The sequence below is a fragment of the Pseudooceanicola antarcticus genome (assembly GCF_900215355.1).
In the GTDB taxonomy this organism is placed as follows: Bacteria; Pseudomonadota; Alphaproteobacteria; order Rhodobacterales; family Rhodobacteraceae; genus Pseudooceanicola; species Pseudooceanicola antarcticus.
This window is the reverse complement of sequence record NZ_OBEA01000002.1, coordinates 71,057-90,265: the sequence shown is the minus strand read 5'-3', so window position 1 is coordinate 90,265 and position 19,209 is coordinate 71,057. Positions and strand designations below refer to the sequence as shown.

22 protein-coding genes are annotated in these 19,209 nt (G+C 67.0%); 15 read left to right on the top strand and 7 right to left on the bottom strand.

Annotated elements, in window-relative coordinates:
• The first annotated feature begins 163 nt into the window (after positions 1–163).
• Entirely contained in the window at positions 164–883 is a 720-nt protein-coding gene (trmB, locus tag CRO50_RS04970) for a tRNA (guanine(46)-N(7))-methyltransferase TrmB (protein ID WP_097144796.1), read from the top strand.
• Between the two features lie 244 nt (positions 884–1,127).
• On the opposite strand, the gene CRO50_RS04965 is transcribed toward trmB, so the two are convergent.
• The 3 genes from CRO50_RS04965 to fabA are packed head-to-tail and all read right to left on the bottom strand — an operon-like array spanning position 1,128 to position 3,703.
• Positions 1,128–1,916, bottom strand: coding sequence for an enoyl-ACP reductase FabI (locus CRO50_RS04965; protein WP_097144795.1), 789 nt, complete (start codon positions 1,914–1,916; stop codon positions 1,128–1,130).
• A 7-nt stretch (positions 1,917–1,923) separates the two neighbouring features.
• Positions 1,924–3,153 (bottom strand): beta-ketoacyl-ACP synthase I, encoded by a 1,230-nt coding sequence (gene fabB / locus CRO50_RS04960; protein WP_097144794.1) that lies wholly within the window; start codon positions 3,151–3,153, stop codon positions 1,924–1,926.
• A gap of 40 nt (positions 3,154–3,193) precedes the next feature.
• Entirely contained in the window at positions 3,194–3,703 is a 510-nt protein-coding gene (fabA, locus tag CRO50_RS04955; RefSeq protein WP_010138434.1) for a bifunctional 3-hydroxydecanoyl-ACP dehydratase/trans-2-decenoyl-ACP isomerase, read from the bottom strand.
• A 174-nt stretch (positions 3,704–3,877) separates the two neighbouring features.
• Between fabA and irrA the strand changes: the two genes are divergently transcribed.
• The gene (irrA, locus tag CRO50_RS04950) at positions 3,878–4,297 is read left to right on the top strand and encodes an iron response transcriptional regulator IrrA (RefSeq protein WP_097144793.1); all 420 of its coding nucleotides are present in this window, start codon (positions 3,878–3,880) and stop codon (positions 4,295–4,297) included.
• An 89-nt stretch (positions 4,298–4,386) separates the two neighbouring features.
• On the opposite strand, the gene CRO50_RS04945 is transcribed toward irrA, so the two are convergent.
• The gene (locus CRO50_RS04945; protein ID WP_179747204.1) at positions 4,387–5,022 is read right to left on the bottom strand and encodes a hypothetical protein; all 636 of its coding nucleotides are present in this window, start codon (positions 5,020–5,022) and stop codon (positions 4,387–4,389) included.
• A 182-nt stretch (positions 5,023–5,204) separates the two neighbouring features.
• Positions 5,205–5,633, bottom strand: coding sequence for an FKBP-type peptidyl-prolyl cis-trans isomerase (locus tag CRO50_RS04940; RefSeq protein WP_097144792.1), 429 nt, complete (start codon positions 5,631–5,633; stop codon positions 5,205–5,207).
• A gap of 191 nt (positions 5,634–5,824) precedes the next feature.
• Between CRO50_RS04940 and CRO50_RS04935 the strand changes: the two genes are divergently transcribed.
• The 13 genes from CRO50_RS04935 to CRO50_RS04875 all read left to right on the top strand — a co-directional run bounded on the left by CRO50_RS04935 (position 5,825) and on the right by CRO50_RS04875 (position 17,936).
• On the top strand, positions 5,825–6,508 hold the full coding sequence (locus CRO50_RS04935; protein ID WP_097144791.1) for a haloacid dehalogenase type II: 684 nt from the start codon (positions 5,825–5,827) through the stop codon (positions 6,506–6,508).
• Positions 6,508–7,326 (top strand): alpha/beta fold hydrolase, encoded by an 819-nt coding sequence (locus CRO50_RS04930; protein ID WP_097144790.1) that lies wholly within the window; start codon positions 6,508–6,510, stop codon positions 7,324–7,326. Before CRO50_RS04935 ends, CRO50_RS04930 begins: the two co-directional genes overlap by 1 nt.
• Complete coding sequence (locus tag CRO50_RS04925) at positions 7,323–8,291, top strand: threonine ammonia-lyase (protein WP_097144789.1); 969 nt, start codon at positions 7,323–7,325, stop codon at positions 8,289–8,291. The genes CRO50_RS04930 and CRO50_RS04925 overlap by 4 nt, the downstream gene beginning before the upstream one ends.
• Before the next feature lie 170 nt (positions 8,292–8,461).
• On the top strand, positions 8,462–9,631 hold the full coding sequence (pobA, locus tag CRO50_RS04920) for a 4-hydroxybenzoate 3-monooxygenase (protein ID WP_097144788.1): 1,170 nt from the start codon (positions 8,462–8,464) through the stop codon (positions 9,629–9,631).
• Entirely contained in the window at positions 9,631–10,422 is a 792-nt protein-coding gene (gene pcaD, locus CRO50_RS04915; protein WP_097144787.1) for a 3-oxoadipate enol-lactonase, read from the top strand. The genes pobA and pcaD overlap by 1 nt, the downstream gene beginning before the upstream one ends.
• Positions 10,412–10,798 carry a 4-carboxymuconolactone decarboxylase gene (gene pcaC / locus CRO50_RS04910; protein WP_097144786.1) on the top strand — a complete coding sequence of 129 codons (387 nt, stop codon included), beginning with the start codon at positions 10,412–10,414 and terminating at the stop codon, positions 10,796–10,798. The genes pcaD and pcaC overlap by 11 nt, the downstream gene beginning before the upstream one ends.
• Positions 10,795–11,523, top strand: coding sequence for a protocatechuate 3,4-dioxygenase subunit beta (gene pcaH / locus CRO50_RS04905; protein ID WP_097144785.1), 729 nt, complete (start codon positions 10,795–10,797; stop codon positions 11,521–11,523). The genes pcaC and pcaH overlap by 4 nt, the downstream gene beginning before the upstream one ends.
• A 3-nt stretch (positions 11,524–11,526) precedes the next feature.
• Complete coding sequence (gene pcaG, locus CRO50_RS04900) at positions 11,527–12,126, top strand: protocatechuate 3,4-dioxygenase subunit alpha (RefSeq protein ID WP_097144784.1); 600 nt, start codon at positions 11,527–11,529, stop codon at positions 12,124–12,126.
• Between the two features lie 13 nt (positions 12,127–12,139).
• Positions 12,140–12,853, top strand: a complete 714-nt coding sequence (locus CRO50_RS04895; protein ID WP_097144783.1) for an alpha/beta fold hydrolase — start codon at positions 12,140–12,142, stop codon at positions 12,851–12,853.
• On the top strand, positions 12,853–14,181 hold the full coding sequence (locus CRO50_RS04890; protein ID WP_097144782.1) for a lyase family protein: 1,329 nt from the start codon (positions 12,853–12,855) through the stop codon (positions 14,179–14,181). Before CRO50_RS04895 ends, CRO50_RS04890 begins: the two co-directional genes overlap by 1 nt.
• A 97-nt stretch (positions 14,182–14,278) precedes the next feature.
• Positions 14,279–15,526, top strand: coding sequence for an MFS transporter (locus CRO50_RS04885; protein WP_097144781.1), 1,248 nt, complete (start codon positions 14,279–14,281; stop codon positions 15,524–15,526).
• A gap of 78 nt (positions 15,527–15,604) precedes the next feature.
• Entirely contained in the window at positions 15,605–16,690 is a 1,086-nt protein-coding gene (locus tag CRO50_RS04880; protein ID WP_097144780.1) for a zinc-binding dehydrogenase, read from the top strand.
• 22 nt (positions 16,691–16,712) lie between these two features.
• Positions 16,713–17,936 (top strand): mandelate racemase/muconate lactonizing enzyme family protein, encoded by a 1,224-nt coding sequence (locus tag CRO50_RS04875; protein WP_097144779.1) that lies wholly within the window; start codon positions 16,713–16,715, stop codon positions 17,934–17,936.
• A gap of 208 nt (positions 17,937–18,144) precedes the next feature.
• Here CRO50_RS04875 and CRO50_RS04870 read toward each other — a convergent pair whose 3' ends face one another.
• Together CRO50_RS04870 and CRO50_RS04865 are read right to left on the bottom strand one after the other, a co-directional pair.
• Positions 18,145–18,351, bottom strand: coding sequence for a cold-shock protein (locus CRO50_RS04870; RefSeq protein ID WP_097144778.1), 207 nt, complete (start codon positions 18,349–18,351; stop codon positions 18,145–18,147).
• A 200-nt stretch (positions 18,352–18,551) separates the two neighbouring features.
• A complete protein-coding gene (locus CRO50_RS04865) occupies positions 18,552–19,037 on the bottom strand; it encodes a histidine phosphatase family protein (protein WP_097144777.1) in 486 nt (161 codons plus the stop codon).
• Between the last annotated feature and the right edge of the window lie 172 nt (positions 19,038–19,209).

Below are 19,209 nucleotides of genomic sequence, written 5' to 3'. Positions count from 1 at the left end.
CTTCGCTATACGCCCCGCCGCGCACCCGGCATGGCGCGGCTGCCGGAGCACTGGCCGGACTGCAAACCGCCGCATCCCTTGCGAAGCCCCGCGCGGTACGTCACTTCCTGGCAGGCTGTCCCGGCCATTGATCTGCGCCCCGGCTGCGGCTAACAGAGCGGCCATGACCCAGAACCCCGACAAACACCCCTCCGGCGCGCCCTGGCGCAACTTCTATGGCCGCTTCAAGGGCAAGAGCCTGCGCCCCAACCAGGAAGCCTACCTGGAAGAGGACCTTGCCAAGCTCTCGCCCGGTGCCGTGACCTGGGAGGAAAACCCCGAGCGCTCCCTGCTGGATCTCGAGGCGCTCTTCGGCGGCAAGGATGTCTGGCTGGAGATCGGCTTCGGCGGCGGCGAGCACCTGGTCCACCAGGCCGCCCGCAATCCCGATGTCGGCATCTTCGGCGCCGAACCCTATATCAACGGCGTGGCGATGCTCCTGGGCAAGATCCGCGAGGCGGGGGTCGAGAACCTGGCCGTGCATCCCGGCGATGCGCGCGACCTCTTCGACGTGCTGCCCGAGGCCTCGATCAGCCGCGCCTTCCTGCTCTATCCCGACCCCTGGCCGAAGAAGCGCCACCACCGCCGCCGCTTCGTCACGCCGGAACACCTGGAGCCGCTGAACCGCGTGCTGAAGCCCGGCGCGATCTTCCGCGTGGCCACGGATATCCCCGACTACGTCCGCCAGACCCTGCAGGAAGTGCCCAAGGCCGGGTTTGAATGGCTGGCGGAAGGCCCCGAGGACTGGCGCCAGAGCTGGGATGACTGGATCTCGACCCGCTACGAGCAGAAGGCGCTGCGCGAAGACCGCACGCCCCACTACCTGACCTTCCGCAAGCGCTGAGGGGTTCGGGCCGCAGGACGGCCCGATGCCTCCGGCGGCAGTATTTTCAGCCGTCGGATAGATAAAGAAGAACCTCTCGCCCGAACCAACGTGACGAGAGGCCCATCCTTCGGCGCGGTCATCGGGTCTGCACCCTGTACCGCGCTTCGATCATTCTGGAGCAGAGTTAATATTCTCTATCCGACGGCCGAAAATACTGCCGCCGGAGGCATTGGCACGCCCGCAAGGGGCGCGCCGATTGCCTTTAGAGGTTCTCGGGCTGCGGCATGCCCAGCACGTGGTAGCCACCATCGACGCGGATGATCTCTCCGCTGGTGCAGCTGCCGGCGTCCGAGGCCAGGTAGACCGCGGTGCCGCCGACCGCCTCCAGCGTGGCGTTGGCCCGCAGGGGGGCATTGGCCTCGGTCTGGCGGAAGGTCTTGCGGGCGCCCGAGATCGCGGCGCCGGCCAGGGTCTTCATGGGGCCGGGCGAGATCGCGTTGACGCGGATGCCATCGGGGCCCAGGTCGTTGGCCAGGTAGCGGACCGCCGATTCCAGCGCCGCCTTGGCCACGCCCATGACGTTGTAATAGGGCGTCACGCGGTTCGAGCCCTGGTAGGTCAGGGTCAGGATCGTGCCGCCATCCTTCATCAGGGGGGCAGCGCGGCGCGCCACGTCGATCAGCGAGTAGCAGGAGATATCCAGCGAGTGCTTGAAGTTGTCCCGGCTGGTGTTGATGAACCGCCCCGCCAGCTCGTCCTTGTTGGAATAGGCGATGGCATGGACGACGAAGTCGATCTGCCCCCACTTTTCCTTCAGGTCGGCGAAGGCCGCATCCATCGACGCATCGTCTGAGACATCCACGTCCAGCAGGTACTCGACACCGATCGAGGCAGCCAGGGGTTCGACCCGCTTGCCGAACATGTCGCCCTGGTAGGAGAAGGCCAGCTCGGCCCCCGCCTCGCGCATTGCCTTGGCGATACCCCAAGCGATCGAGCGGTCATTCGCGACCCCCATAACGAGACCGCGTTTGCCCTGCATCTGTCCTGTCATCACTCACTCACCCGGTATAGCGCGACAGCAGCATCGAGCCGTTCGTGCCGCCGAAGCCAAAGGAATTCGTCATCACCGTATCCAGCCCTGCCTTCTCGACCAGCGAGCGGGCGATCTCGGAGGGGCTCAGGGCCTCATCGAGGTTCTGGATGTTGATCGACGGCGTAATGAAATCGCGGGTCAGCATGATCAGGCAGAAGATCGCCTCCAGCGCGCCGGCTGCACCCTGGGCGTGGCCCGTCATCGACTTGGTGGACGAGATCAGCGGGGTCGAGCCCTCGCCGAAGACCCGGCGCACCGCCTCGACTTCGCCCACGTCGCCGACCGGGGTCGAGGTGCCATGGGCGTTGATGTAGCCGACCTTGCGGCCTTCCGGCAGGGTCTGCAGCGCCAGGCGCATCGCGCGCTCGCCGCCCTCGCCCGAGGGGGCCACCATGTCGTGGCCGTCCGAGGTGGCGGCAAAGCCGGTCACTTCGGCATAGATCTTGGCACCGCGCGCCAGGGCGTGGTCCAGGTCTTCCAGCACCACCATGCCGCCGCCGCCCGAGATCACGAAGCCGTCGCGGTCCGCGTCGAAGGCGCGCGAGGCCAGCGCGGGCGTGTCGTTGTACTTCGAGCTCATGGCGCCCATGGCGTCGAAGAGACAGCTGAGGGTCCAGTCGAGCTCTTCACCGCCACCGGCGAACATCACGTCCTGCTTCCCCATCATGATCTGCTCGGCCGCATTGCCGATGCAATGCAGCGAGGTCGAGCAGGCCGAGGTGATCGAGTAGTTGATGCCCTTGATCTTGAAGGCCGTCGCCAGGTTGGCCGAGATCGTCGAAGACATGCACTTGGGCACGGCGAAGGGCCCGATGCGCTTGGTGGCGCCGGTCTTCAGCACGGTCTGGTGCGCCTGGAACATGGCCGAGGTGGACGGGCCGCCAGAGCCCGCCACGAGGCCGGTGCGCTCGTTGACGATATCGCTTTCCTCGAGCCCGGCATCGGCGATGGCCTGCTGCATGGCGATATGGGCATAGGCGGCACCGCCGCCCATGAAGCGCAGGGTGCGCTTGTCCACGAACTCGGCAGGGTCGATCTTCAGCGTCCCGGCAACCTGGCTGCGGAAGCCGTGCTCGGCCATCTCCGGGGATGCTTCGATCCCGGATTTGCCCGCTTTCAGAGAGGCCTCGACCTCTTCGGCGTTATTCCCGATCGAGGAGACAATCCCCAATCCGGTGACCACGACTCGACGCATGGTGCCCTCCTTCGCTCCTGGGAGCTGTCGTTTCGCTGGATCAGCTCTCGGAGAGAGCGACCTTCATGTCCTTGACCTGATAGATGACTTCGCCGTCAGCTTCCACGATCCCGTCTGCCACACCCATGGTGAGGCGGCGGGTCTGGATCGCCTTGGTGAAGTCGATCTTGTAGGTCAGCATCTTGCGGTCCGGGCGGACCATGCCGGTCAGCTTCACTTCGCCGACGCCAAGCGCATAGCCGCGGCCCTGCCAGCCACGCCAGCCCAGGTTGAAGCCGGTCAGCTGCCACAGGCCGTCAAGGCCGAGGCAGCCCGGCATGATCGGGTTGCCGGGGAAGTGGCAATCGAAGAACCAGAGGTCCGGCGTGATGTCGAACTCGGCCAGGACATGGCCCTTGCCATGGGCGCCACCATCGGCAGAGATATCCGTGATCCGGTCCATCATCAGCATGGGCGGCTCGGGCAGCTGCGCGTTGCCGGGGCCGAAAAGCTCTCCGCGTGCGCATTTCAGAAGATCGTCCCGATCGAAACTGCTGGGATAGTCAGCCATTAAGGCGCGCCCCTTTCCATGTCTTTCTATGCATCCCGACCCCTCTATCACCGCGTGCGCGAACCATGCAAGGTGCGAGCCACCCGCCGCCGCAGCGCTCAATCTGCTGAGCGGTTGCGTTGGAGGGGTCTTTTTTCCTATATTGTCGGCTGAGCTGAAGGATACAAGAACGGCATGAGCACATCGGCAACCGAACGCGGAGCGACCTGGCTGGCAAAGGCCGACCTGCGCCCCACACGGCAGCGGCTTGGCCTGGCGGCCCTTCTCGTCGGTGACGGCGAGGATCGGCATGTCACGGCCGAAAGCCTCTTTGCCGCGGCCAAGGACGCCGGCCAGCCGGTCTCGCTTGCCACCGTCTACAACACCCTGCGCGCCTTCTGTGACGCCGGGCTGCTTCGGGAAATCACCGTCGACGGCTCGCGCAGCTACTTCGACACCAACATGCACGACCACCCGCATTTCTTCTGGGAAGAGAACGGCTCCCTGTCGGATGCGCCGTCGGACGAGCTGGAAATCGCGCGGCTGCCGAAGGCACCGGACGGGGCGGCGATCTCGAAGGTCGACGTGGTGATCCGCCTGCGCAAGAAGGGCTGAGCGCCCGCAAGACCGATGAAGGGCCCGGCCTCTGGCGCGGGCCTTTTTGCTGTCTGTCCCCCGGACCCCGCCCCCGTCACTTGCCGCCGTCACTCATCCCGGTCACCGCCCGCGCATTTGTCGCATTTCAGGGCCTCGCAATTCAGCGCCTGCATCCGCGCGCGGGAGGCCTCCCACTCAGGGCGGAAGTTCTGGGCATCGCCGTAGTCCGAGAAGTGGTCGTGGTAGGGGTGGGTGCCGCTGGCGCGCATGGCATGCTTGATCGGGCACCAGAAGGCCTCGGTCCGGGCAGAGATCTCGCGGACATAGGCGATGAGCCCGTTGCAATAGCCGCAGTAGACGCAGTTCAGCTTCTGGATCCAGTTCAGATAGGCCAGCTGATGGCGGTCGATGCGGATGTAATCGGCGCGGCGCACCTTGGGGATTCGGTAGGCCGGGAAGCAGATCGCCTGGTAGGCAGAGACGAAGAGATCCAGCAGCGCGAAGGGAATGATCAGCGAGTAGATCACCGGCGCGGTGATCGTGTAGCGCACCGAGCTGTTGCGCAGGAAGGCGGGGATGCGCTGGCGCAGGGCCAGGTGGCTGCGGCGCACGCCGTCTTCCCAGATTACCCTGCCGTTTTCGATGCGGTGCCGGATGCGAGCCCGGCGGGCCTCGTATTCCTGCTCAAGCTGCACCTGCAACGCGCCGATCCGCGCGCGCAGCTCTTCGACCCTGTCGTTCATTCCAGGCCTCCATCACGATCCCGTCGAAATAGGATCGGGCCATGACAGGGCGATGACGGTCAAGTCTTTCCGGAAGGGGGGATATCGTCGGAGGCGGCTCCGAAGGGGGATGCCCCCCGCCCACGGGAGCGCAGTCCAGGGGCGGGGGGCCATGTTCGGGTGCCATGTTCGGCGGGGTCAGATCACAGGATCTCGACCATCTCCACGGCGAAGACCAGGTCCTTGCCGGCCAGCATGTGGTTGGCGTCCAGGGTCACGGCCTCGTCGTTGATCTCGGTCACGGTCACCGGCACGGCCTGGCCCTGCGGGGTCTGCATCTGCAGCTGCAGGCCAACCTCCAGCGGGATCGTGTCGGGAATGGCGCTGCGCGGCACTTCCTGCAGCGCGTCGGGGTTGTGCGGGCCATAGGCCTCTTCACAGGCAATCTCGACGGTCTTGCTGTCGCCTACGGCCATGCCGGGGATCGCGTTGTCGAGGCCGGGAATGATCTGGCCGGAGCCGACGGTGAACTCCAGCGGCTCGCGGCCTTCGGAGCTGTCGAACTTGGTGCCATCGGTCAGGGTACCGGTATAGTGAATCCGGACGGTATCGCCCGCTTTGGCTGTGCTCATCGCTTGTCCAATCGTGTCGGGGTGGGTTTGGAGGGCCGGGGCCTTGCCCGCGGGTGCCTGCTCTCAACCCCGATGCTATCGCAACGCGCCAAAAACCGCAAACAAGCGACAGGATCGCCCCTTTCCACCCCGAGGGCCCCGTGGCAGGCTCTTGCCGAGGGCCCGCCGAACGGGCCGGGAGAGGACTGCCCATGGCCGTTACAACCTGCATCTTCGACGCCTATGGCACGCTCTTCGACGTCGGCGCCGCCGCCCGTGCCGCCGCTGCCGAGCCGGGACGGGAGGCCTTTGCCGCACGCTGGCCCGCCCTGGCCGAGAAGTGGCGCCTGAAACAGCTGGAATATTCCTGGCTGCGCGCGATCCGCGGCCGACATTGCAGCTTCTGGCAGGTGACACAGGACGGGCTGGACTGGGCCATGGCCTCGGAGGGGCTGGAGGACCCGGAGCTGCGCGAACGCCTGCTGGCGCTCTACTGGGAACTCGACGCCTACCCCGAGGTGCCGCAGATGCTGGCCGCCCTGCGCGGCCGAGGGCTGGCCACCGGCATCCTGTCGAACGGCGCGCCCGACATGCTGGACGGCGCGGTCAGCTCAGCGGGGCTGGAGGAGCTGCTGGATGCCGTGCTCTCGGTCGAGAGCGTCGGCATCTTCAAGCCGGCGCGCCCCGTCTACGACCTGGTGGGCCAGCACTTCGGCTGCGCGCCGGACCAGGTGCTCTTCGTCTCGTCCAACGGCTGGGATGCCTCGGCCGCGGCGGATTACGGCTTCGTCACCGCCTGGGTGAATCGCGCTGGCCAGCCACGAGAGCGCCTGCCGGGCACCCCGGCGCTGGAACTTTCCGACCTCACTTCCCTGCCCGATCTGGATTTCTACTGATGCCTCATTTCACTGCCGCCGACGGCGCCTCGCTCTATTACGAAGACGCCGGAGAGGGCCTGCCCCTGCTCTGCCTCTCGGGGCTGACCCGCAATGGGCGCGACTTCGACTTCGTCGCCCCGCATCTGGCCGGGGTCCGCCTGATCCGCATGGACTACCGGGGCCGGGCGCGCTCGGACTGGACCGGCGCTGCCACCTATACGCTGCCGCAAGAGGCGAAGGACGCGCTGGCGCTGCTGGATCATCTGGGACTCGACAAGGCGGCGATCCTCGGCACCTCGCGCGGCGGGCTGATTGCCATGCTGCTGGCCGTAATGGCCCCGGACCGGCTTCTGGGCGCGGCGCTGAATGACGTGGGCCCGGTGATCGAGACCCAGGGCATCGGCGCCATCGCGGGCTACCTGGGCCGCAACCCCGGCTTCGCCACCCTGGACGAAGCCGCCGCCGTGCGTGTCGGAGATCCCGCCTTCCCCGATGTGCCCGCCGCCCGCTGGCGCCAGATGATCTCCAACAACACCCGCGAGACGATGGAGGGGCTGGTCATCGACTACGACCCCGCCCTGCGCGAAGCGGTGCTGGAAAACGCCCCCGAGGTCGCCCCCGACCTCTGGCCGCTCTTCGAGGCCCTGGCCACGAAACCCCTGGCGCTGATCTGGGGGCTGAACTCGGACCTGCTCAGCAAAGAGACAGTCGCGGGGATGCAGGCGCGTGCGCCGGGGCTGCATCTTGCAGAGGTGCCGAACCGGGGTCATACCCCTTTCCTGGATGAGCCCGAAGCGCTCTCTGTCCTCGGAACCTGGCTGGAAGACCTGACATGAACATCGAAATGATCGAGGCCGCCGCAACGCGCCTCAAGGGCCATGCCCGCCGCACGCCGCTGCTCTCTTCGCCCTTCCTGGACGAAATCGCGGGCCGCCGGGTGCTGGTGAAGCCCGAGTGCCTTCAGCACACGGGCAGCTTCAAGTTCCGCGGCGCCTGGTCGGCGATTTCCGCGCTGGACCCCGAGCTGCGCGCGCGCGGCGTCATCGCCTTTTCCTCGGGCAACCATGCCCAGGGCGTGGCGCTGGCGGCGAAGATGCATGGCGCGCCTGCGGTCATCATCATGCCCGCCGATGCGCCTGCGCTGAAGCTGGCCAATACCGCCGCCCTTGGCGCCGAGGTGGTCACCTATGACCGCGCCACCGAGGACCGCGACGAGATCGGTGGCCGGCTGGCCGAGGAACGCGGCTTGACCCTGATCAAGCCCTTCGACGAGCCGCTGGTCATCGCCGGGCAGGGCACTGCGGGGCTCGAGATCGCCGAGGACGCGAAGGCGCTTGGCATCGACAAGGCCGAGGTGCTGATCTGCTGCGGTGGCGGCGGGCTGACTTCGGGCGTGGCGCTGGCCTGCGCCGCCCATGCGCCGGGCCTGCGTGTGCGCCCCGTGGAGCCCGAGGGCTTCGAGGATGTGAAGCGCTCGCTCGAGGACGGAGAGATTCGCCGCAACCCGGCGCTGTCGGGCAATATCTGCGACGCGATCATCACTCCCCAGCCCGGAGAGATCACCTTCCCGATCATGAAAGAGCTTTGCGGCCCCGGCATCGCGGTCTCTGAGGACGAGGCTCTGGCCGCGGTGGCCCAGGCCTTCCTGCGGCTGAAGATCGTCGCCGAACCGGGCGGCGCCGTGGCTCTGGCCGCCGCGCTCTACCACGCGCAGGAGCTTGAGGGCGATACGGTGATCGCCATGATTTCCGGGGGAAATGTCGACCCCGAGATGTTCAGCCGCGCCCTCGCCACGCTCTAGAGCAGAGCATCTGAAGACCGCTCTCAGGGGCCGCCCCGCCGCAAGGCCGGGCGGCCCCTTCGCGTTTGCCACACCCCGAGAAATGCCGTTCCTGCACCCGCTCACCCGGATTTTAATTGACGCAGACAATCATATTTGTCACTTGTCTTGTCAGCGAACGGGAGGACGACATGAAAACACAAGTCGCCATTATCGGTGGTGGCCCCTCGGGGCTTCTGCTTTCTCAACTTCTTCACACCGTCGGGATCTCCTCCATCGTGCTGGAGCGGAAGACCAAGGAGTATGTCCTTGGCCGCATCCGTGCCGGTGTGCTGGAGCAGGGCTTCGTGCAGCTGATGCGCAAGGCGGGCTGCTCGGAACGGATGGATGCCGAGGGCTTCGTCCACGACGGCACCGTCATCTCGAATGCCGACGAGCTGATCGAGTTGAACTTCACCGAGCTGACCGGGACCCCGGTGCTGGTCTACGGCCAGACCGAGGTGACCCGCGATCTCTACGAGGCGCGCGAGAAGGCCGGCGGCCAGATCGAATACGAGGTCGAGGACGTGGTGATCCACGATGCCAAGACCGATGCGCCCTACCTGACCTATACCGTGCACGGCGAAGAGCGCCGCATCGACTGCGACTATGTCGCGGGCTGCGACGGCTTCCACGGTGTCAGCCGCCAGACCATCCCCTCGGACGTCCGACAGGAGTTCGAGAAGGTCTATCCCTTCGGCTGGCTGGGCATCCTGTCGGAAACGCCCCCGGTGCACGAAGAGCTGATCTACTGCAACTCGCCGCATGGCTTCGCGCTCTGCTCGATGCGCAATGCCAACCTGTCGCGCTACTACGTGCAGGTCCCGCTCACCGACAAGGTCGAGGAGTGGTCGGACGAGCGCTTCTGGGACGAGTTCAAGCGCCGCATCCCCGCTGAAGTGGCCGAGAAGCTGGTCACCGGCCCGTCGATCGAGAAGAGCATCGCGCCGCTGCGCTCCTTCGTGACCGAGCCGATGTCCTGGGGCCGCCTCTTCCTTTGCGGCGACGCAGCCCATATCGTGCCGCCCACGGGGGCCAAGGGTCTGAACACCGCGGCCTCCGACATCCACTACCTCTTCGAGGCGCTCAAGGCGCATTACCTCGAGGGTGATGACAGCGGCATCGAGGGCTATTCGGAAAAGGCCCTGCTGCGCGTCTGGAAGGCCGAGCGCTTCTCCTGGTGGATGACCAACCTGCTGCACCGCTTCCCCGAACAGGGGCCCTTCGACATCAAGATGCAGCAGGCCGAACTGAACTTCCTGCGCGACAACAAGGAGGCGCAGAAGGTTCTGGCTCAGAACTACGTGGGGTTGCCTTACTGATGAAGATCGCCGACCTCGACCGACTCAAGATCCACTATACCGACGAGGGCGACCCCGAGGGCGCGCCCATCGTCTTTGCCAACTCGCTTGGCACGGATCTGCGGCTTTGGGACAAGCTGGTGCCGCTGCTGCCCGCCGGGCTGCGGATCATCCGCTACGACAAGCGCGGCCACGGGCTGACCGAGGGCACGCCCGCGCCCTACTCCATGGGCACGCTGATCTCGGACGTGGAAGCGCTGCTGGACCACCTGAAGGTCAAGGATGCGCTGTTCGTCGGCCTGTCCATCGGCGGCATGATCGGCCAGGGGCTGGCGGTGAAACGGCTGGACCTGGTGCGCGCGCTGGTGATCTCGAACTCGGCGGCCAAGATGGGCACGGCGGAGATGTGGCACGACCGCATCGCCAAGTGCCGCGCCGAGGGCGTCGCCTCGATCGCCGCGCCCACCATGGAGCGCTGGTTCGGCAAGAAATTCCGCGCCACGCCCGAGCTTGCCGCCTGGCAAAACATGCTCGCCCGGCAGGAGCTCGAGGGCTACACCGGCTGCTGCGCCGCCATCGCGGGCACGGATTTCTACACGCCGACCTCAGGCCTGCGCCTGCCCTGCCTGGGCATCGCCGGCACCGAGGACGGCGCCAGCCCGCCCGACCTGGTGCGCGAGACCGTGGACCTGGTCCCCGGCTCGCGGCTTGAGCTGATCCGCGGGGCGGGTCACCTGCCCTGCGTCGAGAAACCCGAGGAATACGCCCGTATCCTCTCTGACTTCATCAAGGAGACCGGCCATGTCCAATGATCGCTTCGACAAAGGCATGAAGGTCCGCCGCGAGGTCCTGGGCGACGCCCATGTCGACCGCGCCGAGGCCGCGAAGACCGACTTCGACCTGCAGTTCCAGACCCTGATCACAGAAGGGGCCTGGGGCAACGTCTGGGCCGGCGACGGCATCTCGCGCCGCGAACGCTCGATGATCACCCTCGCGCTGCTCGCCGCCACCGGGAATTTCGAGGAGATCCCGATGCACATCCGGGCCACGGCCCGCACCGGCGCCAGCAAACAGGACGTGCTGGAGGCGTTCCAGCATGTCGCCATCTACGCGGGCGTTCCGCGCGCCAACCATGCGCTGAAGCTCGCAAAAGCCACTTACGCCGAAATGGAGGAGCAAGACCAATGACCGATCTCGGCCCGCTGATCCCGCGAAACCGCGAGGTCCACCCGGTTCCTTATGATCCGGGCTACAAGACGAGCATCACCCGCTCGCCCTACCTGCCGCTGCTGTCGATGGAATCGACCCCGTCCGAGGAAACGGGGCCGCGCTTCGGTCACGGTCTTCTGGGCGCGCTGGACAACAACCTGATCCTGAACTGGACCAAGGGCGCCGCCCCCGCCGTGGGTGAGCGTATCCTCGTGCATGGCCGCGTGCTGGACGAGAACGGGCGCCCCGTGCCCCATACCCTGGTCGAGATCTGGCAGGCCAACGCGGGCGGTCGCTACCGCCACGTGAAGGACACCTACTTTGCCCCGCTCGACCCCAACTTCGGCGGCTGCGGCCGTACGATCACCGACGAGAACGGCTACTACGAGTTCCTGACCATCCGCCCCGGCGCCTATCCCTGGCCCAACCGTGGCAATGACTGGCGCCCGATGCACATCCACATGTCGGTCTTCGGCCATTCCTTCGGCCAGCGCCTGATCACCCAGCTCTACTTCGAGGGCGATCCGCTGATCGACCGCTGCCCGATCGCCGCGACGATCAAGAGCCGCAGCCAGCTCGACCGCCTGGTCGCGCCGCTGGACATGGCCAAGGCGCGTCCGATGGACTTCCTGGCCTACAAGTTCGACGTGGTCCTGCGCGGCCGCCGTCAGACGATGTTCGAAAACAAGCTGGAGGGGATGTAACTCATGGCACAGCAACTCGATACGCTGCAGGAAACCCCGTCGCAGACCGCTGGCCCCTACGTCCACATCGGCTGTGTCCCGACCTTCGCCGGTCTGGAAGGCATCTACCCCGAGGACCTGGCCCTTTCGCCCATCGAAGATGGCGCCAAGGGCGAGATCATCGAGATCACCGGCCAGGTCTTCGACGGCACCGGCTGGGCGATGCGTGACGCGATGATGGAAAGCTGGCAGGCCGATGCCGCCGGGATCTACCCCGGCACCGACGGCGCGGACCCCAAGGTCTCGGGCTTCTGCCGCTTCACCGCGGACAAGGAAACCGGCTTCTTCACCCTGCGCACCGTCAAGCCCGGCGCGACCAAGGGCCGGGGCGGCATGGTCCAGGCGCCGCATATCTCGGTCTGGATCGTGGCGCGCGGCATCAACATTGGCCTGCAGACCCGCATCTACTTCGAGGATGAGGACAACTCCGCAGACCCGCTGCTGAACCGGATCGAACAGCGCCCCCGCGTGGACACGCTGATCGCCAAGAAGACCGCCGAGGGCAAGTACACCTTCGACATCCGCCTGCAGGGCGAAGGCGAGACGGTGTTCCTGGACATCTGATGGCCTTCTCCTGATGGCCCGTTTCGTGTTGATCCACGGCGCCTGCCACACAGGCTGGTGCTGGCACCTGGTGATCCCCGAGCTTCTGGCTCGGGGACATCTCGTTACGGCCCCCGACCTGCCCGGTCACGGTGGCGACCCCCGCCCCCATTCAGACCTGACGCTCGAGGACTACGCCCACACGGTCCTCGACCACGCCGAGCAACCCTCGGTGCTGGTCGGTCATTCCGCGGGCGGCTTCCCGATCTCCCGCGCGGCCGAGCTGGCACCCTGGCGGGTGCAGCGGCTGGTCTACCTCTGCGCCTTCCTGCCCGAGGACGGGCGCTCGCTTGTCGACATGGCCAATGCCTGGCCCGAACCGCCACTGAAGGGCATCGCCCGGCAGACCGCCGACCGCGCAGGCTACGAGGTCGACGAGGCCGCCGACGATAGCCGCTTCTACCACGGCCTGCCCGGCGGTCTGCGCGCCGAGGCCCGCGCGCGTCTCGTCGCGGAGCCCATGCGGCCCCATACCCAGCCGATTGCCCTGGGCGAGAACTGGCGCCGGGTGCCGCGATCCTATATCCGCTGCACCAAGGACCTGACCATCTCGCCGGACGCCCAGACCGAGATGGCGCAACGCTGTGACCCGAAGGACAGATACGACATGCCCACCGGACATTCCCCCTTCCTCGAAGACCCCGAGGGCCTCGCCGCCCTGCTTTCGCGCATCGCGGAGGACATCTGATGGCCGGTTCCGTGCATGACAGCCTGATCTACTCGAAGCTTTTCAACGCGGGCGAGGCCGGGCGGCTCTTCACCGACAGCGCCGAGGTGCGCTCGATGCTGATCGTCGAGGGGGCGCTGGCCAAGGCGCAGGGGCAGCTTGGCATGATCCCCGAGGTCTCGGCCGCCTTCATCCACCGGGCCTCGCTCGAGATCCCACTGGATCCCGGGGGGCTGGCCGAGGGCGTGGGCAAGAACGGGGTGCCGGTGCCCTCACTTGTGGCCGGTTTCCGCAAGGCCATGGAGGCGCCGGAGCACGCGCAATACGTCCACTGGGGCGCGACCTCGCAGGACATCGCGGACACCGGCCAGATGCTGCGCCTGCGCCAGCTTCTGGCGCTCTGCGAGGATGGGCTAAAAGAGCTGCTGGCGGCGCTGGCAACCCAGGCCTCCGATCACGCAGAGCTGCCGATGGCGGGCCGCACCTACGGCCAGTTCGCCACCCCCGTCAGCTTCGGCAGCCACGTGGCCGCCTGGGGCTGGCCGCTGCTGGATCTGCTGAAAGAGCTGCCCGCGCTGCGCGAAGGCTCTCTCTGGGTCTCGCTGTCGGGTGCCGCCGGCACCGGCGCGGAATTCGCCGGCAAGGGCGCCGAGCTGCGCGCCGCGCTGGCCAAGGGGCTGGGCCTGGGGGATCCAGGCCGCTCCTGGCATGCCGACCGTGGCCCGGTGCTGCGCATCGCCGGATGGCTGGCGCGCATGGCGCAGGTGCTGGGCAAGATGGGCGACGACCTGATCCTGATGGCGCAAAGCTCTGCCTCCGAGGTCAAATTGTCGGCCTCGGGCGGCTCTTCCACCATGCCGCAGAAACAGAACCCCGTGCAGCCCTCGGCCCTGCTGGCGCTGGCGCGGCAGGTGATGGGGCTGAAAGCCGTCATGGACGGCGCGGGCATGCCGCGCCAGGAACGCGACGGCGCCGCCTGGTTCACCGAATGGCTGGTCTTTCCGCAGCTCTGCCTCTCGGCCTCCGCCGCGCTGGAAACGGCCCGCGCCATGGCGCCCGGCCTCAGCCCCAAGGCCCCCGAAATGCGCGCCGTCTTCACCGAGGCCCTGGGCCTGCTGCACGCCGAGGCACTGTCGTTCCGGCTGGCCGGCCAGATGCCCCGCCCCGAGGCCCAGGCCAAGGTCAAGGAGCTGGCCCAGCAGGTGCTGGCCACCGGCCGCCCGCTGGGAGAGCTGGCCGCCGAAGCGCTGCCCGATCTCGACCTCTCGGGCCTGTTCACGCCGGAAGAGCAAATGGGCGATGCCCCCGCCAATGCCCGCGCCTTCGCCGCCGCCGTGGCAGCAATCTGACCACAGCCGGGCAAAGGGGCTCATTCCGGAATTGACCACGGGCGCGCCACGGTCCTAGCTGGCGGCGCGCCCTTCGGCGCCACGACGAGGAGCGCCGATGACCATCAATGCCGACCCCCAGCAAGCCGCCAGCCGCCTGCCCCGCCTGATCATCCTGCTGACGGTGGTGATCGAGGCCATGGGCGTCGGCGTGATCTTCCCGGTCATGCCCGACCTGCTGCGAGAGATCCTGGATGCCACGCTCTCGGAAGCGGCGATCTGGGGCGGCGTGCTGATCACCGCCTTCGCCGCGACGCAGTTCCTTTGCGGCCCGCTGATCGGCAATCTCTCGGATGCCTACGGGCGACGGCGGGTGGTGCTGATCGCCCTGGCGGTGATGGCGCTGGACTATGTGATCATGGCGCTGGCGCAGAACATCTGGCTGCTTTTCGCGGGCCGGCTGGTGGCCGGGGCGACGGCGGCGGTGGTGGCCACGGCCAGCGCCTACATGGCCGATATCTCGAAGGGATCGGACAAGGCGCGCAACTTCGGGCTGGTGCAGGCCTGCTTCGGCATGGGTTTCGTGCTGGGTCCGGCGCTTGGCGGGCTCGTGGCGGGGCTGGGGGTCCGCGCCCCCTTCTGGGCGGCCGCGCTGCTCTGCGTCTTCAACTTCTCCATGGCCTTCCTGATCCTGCCCGAAAGCCTGCGCCCCGAGGCGCGCCGCGCCTTCCGGTGGCGCCGCGCCAATCCGCTCGGCGCCCTGCTGGCCGCCAGCAAGCTGCCGGGGCTGAAGCCGCTGCTCCTGGCCTATCTGCTCTATCTCATCGGGCTGCATGTCTATGGCGTGATCTGGGCCTATTTCACCCAGGCGCAATTCGGCTGGGAGGTCACCCTGGTGGGCCTTTCCCTGACCATCTACGGCGTCGCGCTGGCGGTGGTGCAGGCGGTGCTCTTCGGCCCGATCTACCGCCGCCTCGGCCCGCGCACGACGGTGCTGGCCGGGCTCTGGATCAACACCTTCTTCTTTGCCTGGCTGACCGTGATCAAGAACGGCACCCTGACCCTGGTGATGACCCCCTTCACCGCGCTCGGAGAGATCAGCCAGCCCGCCATGTCGGCCATCGCCAGCGATGCCGCCCCCGAGGACGCGCAGGGAGAGCTGCAGGGCGTGCTCTCGTCGCTGCAGGCGGTGGCGATGATCTTCACACCGATGCTGATGACCACCATCTTCCGCATCTTCACCGCCGAGGACGCCCCCGTCTACCTGCCCGGCGCGCCCTTCGGCGCCTCGGCCCTGCTGATGCTGCCCGCCATGGTGCTGATCGCGCTCTACCTGCCGCGTCGCTCCACCGCAGCGGGAAGCTAATTCCGACATGAGGAAATTTATTTCGCAGATCGCCTAAACGCGCTACGAAGGTCCCGGAGAACCCGAGGGGAGTTTGAAATGCAGACGATCAAGGCGGCGGTTTGCCGGGAATTCAACGCACCGATGACCATCGAGGAGGTGCGGCTGCGCGCGCCGGAGATGGGCGAGGTCGAGGTAGAGCTGGAAGCGGTGGCGATCTGCCATTCGGATATCTCTTTCTGGCAGGGCGGTTTCGGCGGCGCTGCGCCGGCGGTCTTCGGCCACGAGGCTGCGGGCCGCGTCACCGCCATCGGCGTGGGCGTCCAGGGGGTGAAGGTCGGCGATGCGGTCTGCGTCACCCTGATCCGCGCCTGCGGCCATTGCGACTGTTGCGGCTCGGGCCAACCGACGATCTGCGAGACCCCCCATGATCCCATCGGCCAGAGCCCTCTCAGCCTGCCCGACGGCACGCCGGTGATGCAGGCCATGGCCTCGGGCGCCTTTGCCGAGAAGATGGTGGTGGACCAGAGCCAGGTGGTGACGATCCCCGATGACATGCCGATGGATGCGGCCTCGCTGATCTCCTGCGGGGTGATCACCGGGGTCGGCGCCGCCGTCTACGCCAGCGAGATCCGCGCCGGGGACGACGTGGTGGTGATCGGCGCCGGCGGCGTCGGCCTCAACGCCATCCAGGGCGCGCGCATTGCCGGCGCCCGGCGCATCGTCGCCGTCGACCTGGTGGACGAGAAACTGGAAGCGGCGAAGGAGTTCGGCGCCACCGACGTGGTCAGCGCCGAGGGCAAACCCTGGAGCGCCGTGAAGAAGATCCTCGGCCGCGGGGCAGACGCAGTGCTGGTCACCGTCGGCGTGGCTCCGGTCTACGACATGGCACCGCGCTACCTTGCGCGTGGCGGCAGGGTCGTCATGGTGGGGATGCCGCATGGCGACAAGACCTCCAGCTATTCGCCGCTGATCATGGCGGATGCAGGCCAGGGCATCGTCGGCTCGAAGATGGGCAACGTGGTGATCAAGCGCGACATCCCCTGGATGATCGACATGTATCGCCAGGGCCGCCTGAAGCTGGACGAGCTGATCTCGGGGCGCTGGCAGCTTGAACAGATCAACGAGGCAATCGCCGATACGCTGGAGGGCCGCGCCCGGCGCAACGTGATCATGCTGAAATAGGCCCGAGGGGGGCCGCCACCCTGTGAAACTGAGCGAGCTAGAGATCATCGTCACCGCCCCGCCGGCACCCGGCTGGGGCGGGCATTACTGGATATTGGTCAAGCTGACGACCGCCTGCGGCATCACCGGCTGGGGCGAGGTCTATGCCGCCTCGGTCGGGCCAGGCGCGATGCGGGCGGTGATCGAGGATGTCTTCGCCCGCCACATGCAGGGCGAGAGCCCCGAGAACATCGAGCTGATGTTCCGCCGCGCCTATTCCGCCGGTTTCACGCAGCGCCCGGACCTGACCGTCATGGGCGCGTTTTCCGGTCTCGAGATCGCCTGCTGGGACATCCTCGGCAAGGCGCGCGGGCGACCCGTCTGGGCGCTGCTCGGCGGGATGATGAACAGGCGCATCCGCTGCTATTCCTACCTCTACCCCCTGCCCCACCACGACGCTTCCGCCTTCTGGAGCAACCCCGAGATGGCCGCCGAAAGCGCCCGCGACCTGGTGGCACGAGGCTATACCGCGGTGAAGTTCGACCCGGCGGGGCCCTATACGATTCGCGGTGGTCACATGCCCGCGCTCTCGGACCTGTCGCTCTCGGCCCGCACCTGCGCGGCGGTACGCGAGGCCGTGGGAACCCATGCGGATCTGCTCTTCGGCACCCATGGGCAGTTCACCGCGGCCGGTGCCCTGCGGATGGCCCGTGCGATCACCCCCTACGATCCGCTCTGGTTCGAGGAGCCCGTGCCGCCGGATGATCTGACGGGGCTGGCAGAGGTCTGCCGCAATTCGGGCCTGCCCGTCGCCACCGGAGAGCGCCTGACCACCCTGCCCGAGTTCCGCGCCGCGCTGGAGGCCGGGGCGGCGATCCTGCAACCTGCCCTGGGCCGCGCCGGCGGCCTCTGGGAGACCCGCAAGATCGCGGCACTTGCCCAGGGACATGGCGCCCAGGTCGCGCCGCATCTCTATGCCGGACCGGTGGAATGGGCTGCCAACCTGCAGCTGGCGGCGACCATCCCCAACCTGCTGATGGCCGAGACCATCGAGACCCCCTTCCACGACGCCCTGATCAAGAGCGCGATCCGGGTCGAGGAAGGCCATGTGATGCTCTCGGACGCGCCGGGGCTGGGGATCGAGGTCGACGAGGCTCTGGCCCGCGCCCATCCCTTCGAGGGCGGGCAGCTGCATCTGCAGATGCAGGAAGACCCCTGCCGCTACGACGTCGACAATGCCTTCCAGGGCGGCGCACCGAGGGAATAGCGCGGCCATCGCACCTGGACCGAGGCCAGCGGCAAGCGCAGGCTCGGCGCAGCGGTGATCATCGCGCGCGCCGTGTCGGGTACGGTCGGTATCTGGGAAAAGGTTGCCCCCTTGGCGCTCGCGGGCCTTGCAGGCAAGGCGGGGTGCGGCCAGCTCGGGGGCAGAAGCCCCGGCACTGCGAGAGCACCGGGACAGGGCCCGTATGGGCTCAGAGCAGGGCGAGATCCGTGGCGGACTCGCGGCCGTTCCGGCCGGTCTCGATCTCGAAGCTGATCTTGGCGCCATCCTGCAGGCCGGTCAGACCTGCGCGCTCGACGGCGGAAATGTGGACGAAGACGTCCTTGCTGCCACCCTCGGGGGCGATGAAGCCGTAGCCCTTGGTGGTGTTGAACCATTTTACGGTGCCAGTGGCCATGATCCGTATCTCCTGTTTGTCATACCGTCCGCGTCATTGCGACGGAGTGGCATCAGTTTCGTCTAGTCGAGACTGTCGCCGGGTAGAGTAACAGGGTATCGATAGAAGTCGCTTTAGCAGCCCAATTATCGCAGATCAGAAGCGCTCCGGGAAGAGGGTATCCACAGGGGCCTTTGGTCTTATCCCCAGGCAGGAGTGCCTCAAATTTCCCAATCAAATCTGTGCACTACAAGATTTCCGCCCGGCGAAAGCATGACTACGGCAACGTCACCGTATTCTACCGGGGGTGGTCCCTGGGCGTTCAGGGTCTCCCAGATTCTGACCAGATTTCCCTTGTTTCCGACCCAAAGAATGGTCTGTCCCGCGCCTGCGCGCAGCAGCTCGAAAGTCGGGTTTTCGGCGTTGATGACCTGCGGCTCGAGCCCCAGTTTCGCTGCCAGCGGCGCCGCGGTCTGCCGGTTGCGAGTGACGTCCGGCAGGTAGATCGCCGCGATGTCGTAATCCTGCAAGGCGTCCGGCAGCGCCGCCGCGCGGGCCTCTCCGATCCGGTTCAGCAGATCGCCCGAGCGATCCGCATGACGCACCAGGATCAACTGGGTGCCGGGTTGAAACTCCGCCGGCGCGGTGGCGCAGGCCGCCAGGAAGACAGGTAGGATGAGCAGCAGGAAGGAACGTCTGATGAGCATCGGTCAATCTCGGAAAATCCGGAACTGTTGACGGGAATCATCCCCATCCGGGCCGCTCTTGTCCAGTTTTCTGCCCGGCCCCGCGCCGGATCTTCCCGCCCGCCCTGCCTTTCCTGCTGCCGCGACAGGCAGCGGAGACACCAGAAGGCGGCTGGGCGAACAGGGATATTGC